12 protein-coding genes are annotated in these 13,535 nt (G+C 67.9%); 6 read left to right on the forward strand and 6 right to left on the reverse strand.

Annotation, left to right across the window (positions count from 1 at the left end; translation table 11 throughout):
• Positions 1 to 229: 229 nt before the first annotated feature.
• Complete coding sequence (gene metK, locus HWX36_RS05800; RefSeq protein WP_011353531.1) at positions 230 to 1,417, forward strand: methionine adenosyltransferase; 1,188 nt, start codon at positions 230 to 232, stop codon at positions 1,415 to 1,417.
• Positions 1,418 to 1,548: 131 nt separating this feature from the next.
• Here the strand turns inward: metK and HWX36_RS05805 are convergent, their stop codons facing one another.
• Complete coding sequence (locus HWX36_RS05805; RefSeq protein WP_175951261.1) at positions 1,549 to 1,890, reverse strand: hypothetical protein; 342 nt, start codon at positions 1,888 to 1,890, stop codon at positions 1,549 to 1,551.
• A gap of 352 nt (positions 1,891 to 2,242) precedes the next feature.
• Here HWX36_RS05805 and HWX36_RS05810 point away from each other — a divergent pair, with 352 nt between their 5' ends.
• On the forward strand, positions 2,243 to 3,016 hold the full coding sequence (locus HWX36_RS05810; protein WP_175951262.1) for a phytanoyl-CoA dioxygenase family protein: 774 nt from the start codon (positions 2,243 to 2,245) through the stop codon (positions 3,014 to 3,016).
• Between the two features lie 147 nt (positions 3,017 to 3,163).
• Here the strand turns inward: HWX36_RS05810 and HWX36_RS05815 are convergent, their stop codons facing one another.
• Entirely contained in the window at positions 3,164 to 3,370 is a 207-nt protein-coding gene (locus tag HWX36_RS05815) for a DUF3185 family protein (RefSeq protein WP_011353528.1), read from the reverse strand.
• Positions 3,371 to 3,563: 193 nt separating this feature from the next.
• On the opposite strand from HWX36_RS05815, the gene mgrA reads away from it, so the two are divergent.
• Entirely contained in the window at positions 3,564 to 4,607 is a 1,044-nt protein-coding gene (mgrA, locus tag HWX36_RS05820) for an L-glyceraldehyde 3-phosphate reductase (RefSeq protein ID WP_175951263.1), read from the forward strand.
• Positions 4,608 to 4,717: 110 nt separating this feature from the next.
• On the opposite strand, the gene HWX36_RS05825 is transcribed toward mgrA, so the two are convergent.
• Both HWX36_RS05825 and HWX36_RS05830 read right to left on the reverse strand, forming a co-directional pair.
• On the reverse strand, positions 4,718 to 4,903 hold the full coding sequence (locus HWX36_RS05825; RefSeq protein ID WP_011353526.1) for a hypothetical protein: 186 nt from the start codon (positions 4,901 to 4,903) through the stop codon (positions 4,718 to 4,720).
• A gap of 303 nt (positions 4,904 to 5,206) precedes the next feature.
• The gene (locus HWX36_RS05830) at positions 5,207 to 6,088 is read right to left on the reverse strand and encodes a DMT family transporter (RefSeq protein WP_175951264.1); all 882 of its coding nucleotides are present in this window, start codon (positions 6,086 to 6,088) and stop codon (positions 5,207 to 5,209) included.
• A 791-nt stretch (positions 6,089 to 6,879) separates the two neighbouring features.
• On the opposite strand from HWX36_RS05830, the gene HWX36_RS05835 reads away from it, so the two are divergent.
• Entirely contained in the window at positions 6,880 to 7,092 is a 213-nt protein-coding gene (locus tag HWX36_RS05835; RefSeq protein WP_004198969.1) for a hypothetical protein, read from the forward strand.
• 49 nt (positions 7,093 to 7,141) lie between these two features.
• Positions 7,142 to 8,173 (forward strand): serine/threonine protein kinase, encoded by a 1,032-nt coding sequence (locus HWX36_RS05840; RefSeq protein ID WP_175951265.1) that lies wholly within the window; start codon positions 7,142 to 7,144, stop codon positions 8,171 to 8,173.
• Positions 8,174 to 8,231: 58 nt separating this feature from the next.
• Here the strand turns inward: HWX36_RS05840 and HWX36_RS05845 are convergent, their stop codons facing one another.
• Complete coding sequence (locus HWX36_RS05845; RefSeq protein ID WP_175951266.1) at positions 8,232 to 9,674, reverse strand: coniferyl aldehyde dehydrogenase; 1,443 nt, start codon at positions 9,672 to 9,674, stop codon at positions 8,232 to 8,234.
• An 836-nt stretch (positions 9,675 to 10,510) separates the two neighbouring features.
• Between HWX36_RS05845 and HWX36_RS05850 the strand changes: the two genes are divergently transcribed.
• Complete coding sequence (locus HWX36_RS05850; RefSeq protein WP_175951267.1) at positions 10,511 to 12,151, forward strand: GMC family oxidoreductase N-terminal domain-containing protein; 1,641 nt, start codon at positions 10,511 to 10,513, stop codon at positions 12,149 to 12,151.
• A 21-nt stretch (positions 12,152 to 12,172) separates the two neighbouring features.
• On the opposite strand, the gene HWX36_RS05855 is transcribed toward HWX36_RS05850, so the two are convergent.
• The gene (locus tag HWX36_RS05855) at positions 12,173 to 13,516 is read right to left on the reverse strand and encodes a flagellar hook-length control protein FliK (protein WP_175951268.1); all 1,344 of its coding nucleotides are present in this window, start codon (positions 13,514 to 13,516) and stop codon (positions 12,173 to 12,175) included.
• Between the last annotated feature and the right edge of the window lie 19 nt (positions 13,517 to 13,535).

A 13,535-nucleotide genomic window follows, 5' to 3' on the forward strand; every position in this document is an offset into this window, starting at 1 on the left:
CGAACAGGGTGGTGAAACAGCGGAAGATGCAGCACGGGCGGCGCTCTGTGACAATTCAGGAAAGCCGCTATAATACGGGCTTCGCCGAGTTAACTGACAACTTGCGGGGCGAAGCCGGTTAGCGTTACACGCGCTGTCCGGTCCTGGTAATCCGCTAAAGCGTCGCCGCTTCAGGCCCAACGAAGCTGGCTACGTGAAACCAACCGTAACCACACAGGAGCCTGAAAAAGTGGCAAACGATTATCTCTTCACGTCCGAATCCGTCTCCGAAGGCCATCCGGACAAAGTCGCGGACCAAATCTCGGACGCGATCCTCGACGCCATCCTCGAGCAAGACAAGTATTCCCGCGTCGCGGCGGAAACGCTGTGCAACACGGGTCTCGTCGTCCTGGCCGGTGAAATCACCACGACGGCCAACATCGACTACATCCAGATCGCGCGCGACACGATCAAGCGCATCGGCTACGACAACACCGACTACGGCATCGACTACAAGGGTTGCGCGGTGCTCGTCGCGTACGACAAGCAGTCGCCGGACATCGCCCAGGGCGTCGATCGTGCACACGACGACAACCTCGACCAGGGCGCGGGCGACCAGGGCTTGATGTTCGGTTACGCGTGCGATGAAACGCCGGAACTGATGCCGCTGCCGATCTACCTGTCGCACCGCCTCGTCGAGCGTCAGGCCAGCCTGCGCCGCGACGGCCGCCTGCAATGGCTGCGCCCGGACGCGAAGTCGCAGGTGACGGTCCGCTACGTCGACGGCAAGCCGCATTCGATCGACACCGTCGTGCTGTCGACGCAGCACGCACCGGACATCGAGTTGCCCGCGCTGCGCGAAGCCGTGATCGAGGAAATCATCAAGCCGACGCTGCCGGCCGACCTGATCAAGGGCGACATCAAGTTCCTGGTGAACCCGACCGGCCGGTTCGTGATCGGCGGCCCGCAGGGCGACTGCGGCCTGACCGGCCGCAAGATCATCGTCGACACGTACGGTGGCGCCGCACCGCACGGCGGCGGCGCGTTCTCGGGCAAGGATCCGTCGAAGGTCGACCGTTCGGCTGCGTACGCAGGCCGCTACGTCGCGAAGAACATCGTCGCCGCCGGCCTCGCGTCGCGCGCGCTGATCCAGGTGTCGTACGCGATCGGCGTCGCCGAGCCGACCTCGGTGATGGTCAACACGTTCGGCACGGGCCGCGTGTCGGATGCGGTGATCACGAAGCTCGTGCGCGAGCATTTCGACCTGCGTCCGAAGGGCATCATCAAGATGCTCGACCTGCTGCGCCCGATCTACGAGAAGACCGCTGCTTACGGCCACTTCGGCCGCGAAGAGCCGGAATTCTCGTGGGAAGCGACCGACAAGGCGCTCGCCCTGGCCGAAGCGGCCGGCGTCGAGCCGACGGCACGCGTCGCGTAAGCGTCGTTCGCCTCAAATGAAAAACCCCGGCTTAGCCGGGGTTTTTTTATGGGTTCCGATCGCCGGGGCAATCGGACAATCGGGCAGCAGCGCGACGGCGAGCGTCGCGCACGGTGGCCGCCGGCGTGCGCTCAGCGCGCGCCGAACCCGAACCAGCCGTTGCTGGCCGCGAGGCGGCGCGGGCGGTTGATGCGGCGCTGCGGGCCGAGCGTGCGGCGCAGCGCGAGCGCGCGCAGCGACGACGGCTTCTGCAGCAGCGAGCGCAGGCCGGCGCGGCGCGAGAACGCCTGCGCGCTCATCATCGAGAAAAATGCGTGGAACCACGCACGGATACCGTCCAGCCGGCTATGTGCGGGCGCACGCTCGGCCAGCGCCCGCGTGCGTGCGCGGTGATGGCGCAGCGAGCGGGCAGGAGCGGGCGGCACAACGCGCTTCGCAGCGCGGCTGAGACGGGAAGTCAGACGGAATGGCATGTGAACGATGCTTCGCTTGTATGGATGGCGCCCTTGGGAGCGCACTGGTATGAACGGCCTCGGATGGCGCAACGGATCTTACCGAAACTCGCTGCGCGCCGCGCCCGCCAGAATTGACAGGCCGCGACAGGCTACAGGGGATTCATGACGGGCAAAAGTCGCGATAAACCCTTGTGCCGCAAGGCGTGTGCCGCATACCGCCTGTCGGTGAGGCCGGCGCCGCGCCGCACAGTTCCCTTGAGCCGGATCAAATCTACGATTGGCATGCCCCTGCGCACGATAATGGCGCTGTTCGCGGCATCCGGCGCCGATTTACAATCGTCACATTCACACAATAAACGTCTGGCATCCCATGTCGTCTCCATTGCAGTCGGAATCGATCCGCGCGCAAGTCGCGGAATTGCGCGAGCGCGGCTTCGTCGTCGCGCGTGGCCTCGTCGGCGAGGCGCAGTGCGCGGCGCTCAGGCAGGTCGCGGAGCGCCAACTGAGGGAGGCGGCCGAACCGATCGAGTTCGAGGCGGACCTGCGCTACCCGGGCGCACCCGAGTCCAAGCATGCGCCGGGCGGGCATACGGTGCGGCGGCTGCTCGATGCGTATTCACGCGATCCGGCCTTCGCCGAGCGCGCGATCGCACCCGAAATCGGTGCGTGGATGCGGGCGTATTTCGGTGAAGAGCCGGTGCTGTCGCGCGCGCATCACAACTGCATGATGACGAAGCATCCCGCGTACGGCAGCCTGACCGGCTGGCATCGCGATTTCCGCTACTGGTCGTTCGAGCGCCCGGACATGGTGTCGGTGTGGCTCGCGCTCGGGCCGGAAACGAACGAGAACGGCGCACTGTGGCTCGTACCGGGGTCGCATACGGCCGAGTTCGGGCCCGAAGCGTTCGACGATGCGAAGTTTTTCCGCGGCGACCTGCCGGAGAACCGGAAGATGATCGACGCGGCCACGTGCCCGTCGCTGCAGACGGGCGACGTCGTGTTCTTCCACTGCAACACGCTGCATTCGGCCGGGCAGAACCGTTCCGACCAGGTGAAGTTTTCGCTCGTGTATACGTACCATGGCGCGAGCAACCGGCCGGTGCCGGGCACGCGTTCGGCGTCGAAGCCGGAAGTGCAGTTCTAGGTTCGGATCGGACGGGCGGCGACACCGCCGCGGTCGCGCGATGCGGCGCATCGCGGGCGTTTGAAGCAACGGGCGGCCTGGCCGCCCGTTTCGTTTGACGTGCCCGATCGTGAACGCGGGCCATGCGTGCATCGCGCGGCTGCGCGTTCAGCGCTTGCCGCCCGGCATCGCGAGGCCGATCAGGCCGATGAACGATGCGACGGCGCCGCCCACGATCAGCAGGATCGTCTTCGTCGCGGGCGAACCGGTGAAGAAGCGCGACACGTTGTCGTTGATCGAATGGAACGACTGGCCGCCGAAATACAGCAGCACGACGCCGCCGACGAGCAGCGCAACCGAGATGACCCGGGACATACCAACCTCGCTGAAACGGTGATTCGAGACGCCGCAGTGTAGGCGACGGCCGCGGCCGCGTCCATCGCCGTCCCGCCGAGCGCGTTCCGGCCGCTTTCGCTACCATAGTCGTCGTATGACTCCTTCGCCGCCGCCGCGTCGTGTGCGCGGCCGGCGCGCGTCCCCTCTCCCGATCTCCTGACGGAACCGACTCATGGCCTACGAAGCAGCTTCCGAACGTTATGCCGACATGCAATACCGCACCTGCGGCAAATCCGGGCTCAAACTGCCCGCGCTGTCGCTCGGCCTGTGGCACAACTTCGGCGACTCGACGCCGATCGCGGTACAGCGCGACATCCTGCGCACCGCGTTCGACCTCGGCATCAACCACTTCGATCTCGCGAACAACTACGGGCCGCCGTACGGCAGCGCGGAAACCAACTTCGGCCGGCTGCTGAAGGAGGATTTCCGGCCGTATCGCGACGAGCTGCTGATTTCGACGAAGGCCGGCTGGGACATGTGGCCGGGGCCGTACGGCAGCGGCGGCGGCTCGCGCAAGTACGTGCTCGCGAGCCTCGACCAGAGCCTGCAGCGAATGGGGCTCGACTATGTCGACATCTTTTATTCGCACCGCTTCGACGCGCATACGCCGCTCGAGGAAACGGCGGGCGCGCTCGCGTCGGCCGTGCAGCAGGGCAAGGCGCTGTACATCGGCATTTCGTCGTACTCGGCGGCGAAGACGCGCGAGATGGCCGAGCTGCTCGCGCAGTACAAGGTGCCGCTGCTGATCCACCAGCCGTCGTACAACCTGCTGAACCGCTGGGTCGAAACCGAACTGCTCGGCACGCTCGACGAGATCGGCACGGGCAGCATTGCGTTCACGCCGCTCGCGCAGGGGCTGCTCACGTCGAAGTACCTGAACGGCGTGCCGGCCGATGCGCGCGTGAACAAGCCGGGCGGCGGTTCGCTGAAACAGGATCACCTGAGCGCGGACAACCTCGACCATGTGCGCAAGCTCAACGCGATCGCCGAACGGCGCGGGCAGAGCCTCGCGCAGATGGCGCTCGCATGGGTATTGCGCAACGGCCGCGTGACGTCCGCGCTGATCGGCGCGAGCCGTGCGGAGCAGGTGCGTGAAAACGTCGGCGCACTGAAGAACCTCGAATTCTCGGCGGAGGAACTCGCCGAGATCGATCGTCACGCGACGGAAGGCGGCATCAATCTGTGGGAAAAGCCGTCCACCGATCAGGCGATCTGACCGGCAGTCGATACGGCATGCGAAACATCGCGCGCCGTATCGATGGCTTGCTCGCGGCACATCGCGTCGCTGCAATGCAGCGATGCACGTCGCGCATGGGTGATGCGCCGCTAGATCAGCGCAGGCAGGCCTTCGACGAGCAATACCGCGACACCGACGCCGAGGATGACGCCCAGCACGCGCAGCAGGTTGTGGCGGAATTCGGTTGCGCACGGCACCGCGCCGAGAAACAGCGCTCCGGCCAGCGCCATCGGAATCAACAGGATGAAGTCGCCGATCGTGAAGTAGGTCGTCATGCGTGTCTCCAAGGTCGGCCGGAGTGGGCGCCTGGGCGCTTGCTCCGGCCCCATGCCGGGTGTTTCTAGTATGGATCCGACCCGATTGCGAGCGGGGCGGTCAATTCGAGTATAGGTAACCGGCAGCGCTTTTCGCTATCCGAACCATTAAAAAAACAGCGGAAAGCCCCGAGAATCGCGCATTTTTCCCGCAAGTTAGACGAACACCTTGCGCATATCTTTCCTATGTCTTTCGATTTCCGCGGAATCGTCGTATGTGTCCGGCGCGTGCCGCCGCACCCGCGGGTGCGGCGGCACGCACGCTCAAACGCGGTCGGGTTGCACGCGGGCGGCCGGCGCGCGGAACACGAGCGCGAGCCCCGCGATGATCGCGCCCATGCCGGCGAGCGCGAGCGGCTCGGGCCGGTTGCCGAGCCACACGGCATCCATCAACGTGGTGACGACAGGCACGAGATAGAACAGGCTCGTCACGTTGACGAGATCGCCGCGCTGCATCAACCGGTAGAACAGCAGTTGCGCGATCACCGAAATCACGATGCCGAGCCACAGCAGCGAGATCGCGAGTGTCCAGCTGATGTCGAACGACACCGGCCGGAACGGCACGATCGCCACGCACAGCGCGAGGCCGATCGCATTCTGCAGCGGCAGCACGTCGGCGGGCGCCGCACGGATGCGCTTTTGCAGCAGCGAGCCGCCGGTCAGCGCGATGAGCGCGGCGAGCGCGCACGCGATGCCCGCGAGCGACAGGCCGCCGTCCCCTGCGCCGCGGAACACGACGAGCGCGAGGCCGGCCAGCGACAGCGCGAGCCCCGCGACACGTACGGGCTGCCAGCGCCGCTCGACGATCGCGAGCGTGAGGATCGGCTGGACGCCGAGGATCGTCGCGAGCACGCCCGGCGCGATCCCGCGTTCGAGCGCGAGCAGGTAGAAGATCGAATAGCCGCCCATCATCAGCACGCCGGTCAGCACGGCCATGCGCCGCTCGCCGCGCGGCGGCAGCCAGCGTTTGCGCAGGAAGGCCAGCCCGACCAGCACGAGCGATGCCAGTGCGAAACGCGCAGTGAGAAAGACGAACGCGGATGCGTGACGCAGACCGAGTTCAGCGAAGATCGCGCCGCTGCTCCACAGCAGCACGAAGAGCGACGTCGCTCCATGCGCGGCGAGCGCGCGTTTGAACGAAACCATGTGAATCCACCTGTCGAACGGATCGGAACGTTCCATTCGCGCACGCGGCAACACGCCGTGCGTCACGACGCACGAATGCGGGCCTGAGGGCGAATGGAAGACGAAATGGAAGCCGGCGGGTCAGCCGGCGCGTGCCGCCGGAGGGGGCGGCGCGGCGCCGACGCGCGGCGGTGCGACAGGAGGCGGAAGGACCGACGGATGCGCGCACGCCTGCGGCCGCGAGTCGAACTGCGACCGGGATTTTGCAAGGGCGGACGTGAGCGGATGCATCGTGTCGGAATGCGCTTGAATGCGAATGAGCGTTAAAGGTACCGCACGGCCGGTATCGGACGCAACACCTGTCGGCGGCATCGGATGACGAAGGGCGATGCGTGCGCAACGGTCGTTGCGCCGGCTGCGTTCGAGGCAGGGGGGCAGGGGCAGACGATGATCGCGTCGCGTGATTCGGCAACCGCAGTCGCACGAAATGGCCAGGTGACCCGGCACCGGGCCCACGATGCGCGCACGGTGTGGGTCACGCGCGCGCCGCGGTGATGCCGGGGATTCGGCGGGCAGTCACATTCGACAGGGTATGATGGGGGTAACCGGGCGGGCAAGCGCTTGCCCGGCGCAGTGGTTGATTGGAGACATTCGACGAATTCGCGGCACTTCGCCTGCTTCTTCTTCTTTTCGCGCTTCGATAAACCGTGAACAATGGGATCACGCGCCACGCTCCGACGAGAGCGCGCGGATCGTGCATTTGCCGGCTCGCCAGCGAGCCGGGTTTCAAGATTCAAGAGTGGGGAACCATCATGCATGTCGGGTCGATTGTCTGCACTACCCATATCGCGGTGCCGAAGGGCGCGCGCGGCATCGTCCAGCGCATCCTGGGCGACATGGCCATGGTGACCTGGTACGCGGGCGTACCGGGCGAGTCGAAGGAACTCAACACCGAGCCGTTCTTTCTCGAGGATCTGATCGACACCGGCGAATCCGTGCTGCCGGCCGGCGCGGCGCTTCACTGAGCGCATACACCGCACCGGGCGCTCGTCTTTCAGCCCGGCTGGCGGCACAATGCGGGGCATGAAAGACGTCACTTCCGCTCCCGCTTCTCCCGCCGGCCCGCCGTTCGCCGGACTCACGCCCGAGTGCGTGCTCGACGCGCTCGACAGCGTGCTGATACCGGCCGGCCTGCGCACCGACGGGCGCCTGCTCGCGCTCAACAGCTACGAAAACCGCGTCTATCAGGTCGGCATCGAAGACGGCCCGCCGGTCGTCGCGAAGTTCTACCGTCCGGCTCGCTGGTCGGACGAAGCGATCCTCGAAGAGCACGCGTTCGTCGCCGAACTCGCCGCACGCGAGATTCCGGTGGTGCCTGCGCGCGCATTCGATGGCCGCACGCTGCACGCGTTCGACGGCTTCCGCTTGTCGATCTTCGAGCGGCGCGGCGGCCGCGCGCCCGATCTCGATCGCAGCGACACGCTCGAATGGCTCGGCCGCTTCATCGGCCGGATCCATGCGGTCGGCGCGACGCAGCCGTATGTCGCGCGCCCCGTGCTCGACATCAGTACGTTCGGCTACGAGCCGCGCGACTACCTGCTGGCGCACGATTTCATTCCGGACGATGTGCGGCCCGCGTACGAGACGGCCGTGACGCTCGCGCTCGAAGGCGTCGAGGCGGCGTTCGAGCGGGCGGGCGAACTCCGCCTGCTGCGCACGCACGGCGACTGTCATCCGAGCAACGTGCTGTGGACCGATGCCGGCCCGCACTTCGTCGACTTCGACGACAGCCGGATGGCGCCCGCGATCCAGGATCTGTGGCTGTTGCTGCCGGGCGATCGCGAAGGCGCGTCGCGTGCGCTGGCGGACCTGCTGGCCGGCTACGAGGATTTCTGCGAATTCGAGCCGCGCGAGCTGCATCTCGTCGAAGCGCTGCGCACGTTGCGGCTGATCCACTACGCGGCATGGCTCGCGCGACGCTGGGACGATCCCGCATTTCCGGCCGCGTTCCCGTGGTTCAACACGCATCGTTACTGGGAAGCACGCGTGCTCGAGTTGCGCGAGCAGATCGGCGCGATGCAGGAAGGGCCGCTCTGGCCCGTGTGATGGCGCGCGCGGCGCCCTCGCCGCGCGGCAGGCTTGCGCGGGCCGCGGCCCGCTCCACTCAGAACTTCAGCATCAGCTTGATCAGCGCGGCGAAGCGCTTGCCGTACGGCGGCGCGAGCAGGTTGCGCGCGTTCAGGCGCGCCTGCGTGAGCACCGGCTTCATCTTCGAGAACGTCACGAAGCCGTCGTAGCCGTGATAGGCGCCCATGCCGCTCGCACCGACCCCCCCGAACGGCAAACTGCCGCACGCGATGTGCATCAGCGTTTCGTTGATCGACACGCCGCCCGAGATCGTTTCGCGCATCACGCGGTCGATCGTGCCGCCGTCCTCGTCGAACAGGTAGAGCGCGAGCGGACGCGGGCGTGCATTCACGTAGGCGATCGCTTCGTCGAGCCGTTCGTACGGCACGAGCGGCAGCAGCGGCCCGAAGATTTCCTCCTGCATCAGTTGCGATGCGGCCGGCACCTGGGTGACCGCGCACGGCACGAAGCGGCGCGATGCGGGATCCGATTGCGCGTCGGACAGCGGATGCAGCTGCGCGCCGGCCGCCTGCGCGTCGCTCGCGAGCTGCTGGAGCCGCGCGTAGTGGCGCGGCGACACGATCGTCGTGTAGTCGCCGTTGGCCGACAGGTCGGGATACATCTTCGCGAATCGTGCGCGCGCGCGCTCGATGAACGCGGCTTCCATCCCGCGCGGCAGCAGCACGTAGTCGGGCGCGATGCAGGTCTGGCCTGCGTTCAGCGTCTTGCCCGCGACGATCGCGTCGACGGCGGCATCGAAGCGCGCGTTCGGGCCGACGATCGCCGGTGACTTGCCGCCGAGTTCGAGCGTGACGGGCGTGAGGTTGTCGGCGGCCGCGCGCATCACGTGGCGGCCGACGTGCGTCGAGCCGGTGAACAGCAGATGATCGAACGGCAGCCCGCTGAACGCGGCGCCCACTTCCGCATCGCCGTTCACGACCGCGACGTGGTCGCGTGTGAAGGTCCTGGCAATGAGCTGCTCGAACAGCGCCGACGTGCGCGGCGTCAGTTCGGACATCTTGATGATCGCGCGATTGCCGGCCGCGAGCGCGCAGATCAGCGGGCCGGCCGCGAGCAGCACCGGGTAGTTCCACGGCACGACGATGCCGACCACGCCGAGCGGCTGCGGAATCACCTTCGCGCGCGCCGGGCGCAGCCACTTGTTCATCGGTTTGCGGATCGGTTTCATCCAGCGCTTGCCGTGCTTGAGCGCGTCGTCGATCTCTTCCTTCGCCATCCAGATTTCCGACAACAGCACTTCCTGCTTCGCGCGATGACCGAAATCGGCACTGATCGCTTCGGCGAGAGCATCCGCATGGTCGATCAGCATCGTGCGCAGCGCGCGCAGGTGCTGCACGCGCGTTTCCCATGCCGGATACGGCGCGCGCAGGTAGGCTGCGCGCTGGTCGCGCAGCAGCGACGTCAGCGCATCCACCGACGGCAGGGCTTGCGGGGCCAGTTCGGGCAGGTCGTTTTTCATGTCGTCTCCTCCAGTTGGGCCAGGCTGGTCGGCCGGCCGTCACGCCGCATGCGCACGCTCGGCGAGCGCGGCGACGCGGATCGGGGTGGTGCGTGTCGCGCGGCGCGGGCCGGATGCGACGTGTGCTCGTAAACCGGTTGAAGCGTGCAGCGGGCGTCGCATCCACGCGACGGTGTGCGCATCCGGAAACCGCTTTGCGGCGCATGCGCATACGGCACGACGTGGCCGCCGACAGGCACGCGTCGCTGCGCCACGAGCGCCGGCCGGTGGACCGAAGCAGGGCGGCGCGACGTGTACGCCAAAGCGTGCCGCAGCGCATCGTGCCGCTGCGGCGACAAACCGTCCAAACGGTCGGCGACGACACGTGCCGTTCGATTCCGGTCGACTGCGCGCATGACGCCGAGCCTCTCCGCGCGGGCCGCCGTTTGAAATGAAATGCGGGCTGCGCGCAGCGCATCCGGACAACCCGGTCGGCACGCAGCCTGCAGAATCTGGCGCTGCATCGTCGTTACTCCCGTTTCGCGACGGATCGGCTTCTCGCGGCCGGCGCATCGCGCAAAGCGAATCGAGACATCTTAAATTTAGTTCACGCGGGCGTTTAGAGGAATCGCTCTTGAATCCGCACGCCGCGTGCGCGACGGCCATTCCTACAATGCCCGGACACCAGGGTCTGTATACGTATGGAACGCGTATGCGTTGCACCGAGAAGGGCCGCTCGCGACGCCGCGAATACTGACGTATTCGCATGTGCGTTCCACATGTAAACAGACCCTATAAGAGGAGACGCGGTCGCGCGGCGGTGCCGGGCGGCTTCCATGACACGACGGAGACGTGACATGCAATACGACTACATCATCGTCGGCGGCGGTTCGGGCGGGTCGAGCCTGGCAGGCCGTCTCGCCGACGCCTGCCCCGATGCGACGATCGCGCTGATCGAGGCCGGCTCGCATACCGAGCGCAACCTGCTCGTCAACATGCCGGTCGGCATCGCGGCGCTGGTGCCGTTCAAGCTCGGCACGAACTACGGCTACGAGACGGTGCCGCAGCCGGGCCTCGGCGGGCGGCGCGGCTACCAGCCGCGCGGGCGCGGAATGGGCGGCTCGAGCGCGATCAACGCGATGATCTACACGCGCGGCCACCCGGGCGACTACGACGAGTGGGCGCAACTCGGCGCGACGGGCTGGGGCTGGCAGGACGTGCTGCCGTATTTCCGCCGCGCGGAAGGCAATCAGCGCGGCGCCGACGCGTGGCACGGCGCGGACGGCCCGCTCACGGTGTCGGATCTGCGCTTTCGCAATCCGTTCTCCGAACGATTCATCCAGGCCGCGCATGCGGCCGGCTATCCGCTGAACGACGACTTCAACGGCGCGACGCAGGAAGGCGTCGGCTTCTATCAGGTCACGCATCGCGACGGCTCGCGCTGCAGCGTCGCCCGCGCGTACATCTACGGCCGCAACCGGCCGAACCTGCACGTGATCACCGATGCGACGGTGCTGCGCGTCACGTTCGACGGCAAGCGCGCGGCCGGCGTCGCGGTGGCGCGCAACGGGCGTGTCGAGACGCTCGACGCACGCGCGGAAGTGATCCTGTCGGCCGGCGCGTTCAATTCGCCGCAACTGCTGATGTGTTCGGGGATCGGCCCGGCGGAGCAACTGCGCCGGCACGGGATCGCGGTCGTGCAGGATGCGCCGGACGTCGGCGCGAACCTGATCGACCACATCGACTTCATCATCAACACGCGGGTGAATTCGTCGGAGCTGGTCGGCATCTGCCTGCGCGGGATCGCGAAGATGACCCCCGCGCTCGCGCGCTATTTCTCGAGCCGCACGGGGATGATGACGAGCAACGTCGCGGAGGCCGGCGGCTTCATCAAGAGCGATCCGTCGCTCGAGCGTCCCGACCTGCAACTGCATTTCTGCACGGCGCTCGTGGACGACCACAACCGCAAGATGCACTGGGGCTTCGGCTATTCGCTGCACGTGTGCGCGCTGCGGCCGTTCAGCCGCGGCACGGTGGCGCTCGCGAGCGGCGACGCGCGCGACGCGCCGCTGATCGATCCGCGCTTCTTCAGCGATTCGCGCGATCTCGACCTGCTCGTGCGCGGCACGCAGGCGATGCGCAAGATCCTGTCGCAGGCGCCGCTCGCGTCGCAGGGCGGGCGCGAGCTGTACACGCGGGCCGACCAGAGCGAGGCGGAGCTGCGCAAGACGATCGTCGAGCATGCCGACACGATCTACCACCCGGTCGGCACCTGCCGGATGGGTTCGGACGCGCGCGCGGTCGTCGATCCGCAACTGCGCGTGCGCGGCGTCGAGGGGTTGCGCGTGGTGGATGCGTCGGTGATGCCGACGCTGGTCGGCGGGAACACGAATGCGCCGTCGGTGATGATCGGCGAACGCGCGGCGGACTTCATCGTCGCCGCGCGCAAGGGCGCGGCGCCGCGCGGCGAGGCAGCCGCGGCGGTGCACGGCCGCTGAGCGGCGTGCACCGGGTCATGCTCAGGCAAACGTATCGACGAGGCCGGCGCGGCTCACGCTTGCGGCGGCCGGTGCGGATTGCACAACGTCGACCGGTGCATCGGCGGCTGACGATCCGCCGCTCCCGCGCCGGGACGACTGGCCGCCGGCGAAGGTTTGTTGCGGGTTCTGCTGCTGCGAGGCGAAGCCGCCGTCGCTGACGGTTGCGCTGCCGAGCCCGAGCCCGCCCGCTTCCATTGCCTCGCGCAGCTTCGGCAGCGCGGCTTCGACCGCTTCGCGCACTTGCGCGTGCTGCGACACGAACAGCGCGTGCGCGTTGTTGTCCGCGACGCGCAGCACGACCTGCAGCGGCCCGAGATCGGCCGGATTGAGCGTCAGCTCGGCGCTCTGCTGGTGCGCATTCGACAGGAACACGACCTTCTGGCTCAGCGCGTCCGTCCAGTCCGGCGTGCCGACGTGCGGCGCGAGCACGTGCGCGTTTGCCGCGGCGATCGCACTCGCGGCCGGCGACAGCTGCAGGTTCGCCTGGGCCGCGGCCGCAGCCGTGGCGCCGGCCGCGAGCGTCGCGCTGGCGGCCGGGTCCGCCGCGTCGCCGGCTGCCGCGAGCGCGTGCTGCTCGCCCGACTGCGCGTTTGCGTTGGCCTGCAGCGCTTGCGCGGTGGCTTGCACCGGCGTTTGCTGGGGAGCGAGCGCGCCCTTCGCGTCGGCGAGCGTGCGGTCGAAAGTCGGCACTTTCGGTGTCAGCGGCGCGGCGGTGCCCGTCGCTGCGGTCGAGGCGGTCGAGGCGGGTGTCGGCGCCGTCGTGCCGGCCGCGGGCATGGCGATCGCACTCGAGCCGCCCGTCAGCTTGGCGAGCGCTTCCTGCAGCGCGTCGCGGCTCGATGCCGGCGTGGCCGGCTGGGTGGCCGCGTGATCCGCCAGCGTAGCCGCGGCATCGGGTTGGCCGGACACGGCCGTCTTTTGCGCAGCGGCCGCGGCGACTGCCGCATCGGCCGGCGTCGCGTTGTCCGTGCGCGCCTGCAGTTGCGCCTGCACGGCCGCGGCAGCCGCGAGCGCGGCGGCGTCAGGGTTGGCGGCGGCGCTCGTGGTCGTATCGTCGGTCGCGTCGTCGTCATCGGTAGCGGACGGCTTCGTGCCGGCGGCCGGCTTCGACGAAGCCTGTTTCGTCGAAGCGTCCGGCACGCCGGAATCCGACGCATCGCGACGGGTGATGACGCTTTGCTTCAGCGTCTGTGCGAACGGCGCGGCGGACGTGGCGTTCGCGGCATCGTTGCCGGCGGCGCCGGACGGACCCGAGCCGCGGGCGGCCTTGAGTGCGGCGCCGGCGGTGTCGAGCAGCGCGCCGAGCAGGGGCAGGGGAGGCATGACGGTTCTCTCGTTCGAA

The organism is Burkholderia sp. BCC0405 (genome assembly GCF_902833075.1).
Taxonomy (GTDB): domain Bacteria; phylum Pseudomonadota; class Gammaproteobacteria; order Burkholderiales; family Burkholderiaceae; genus Burkholderia.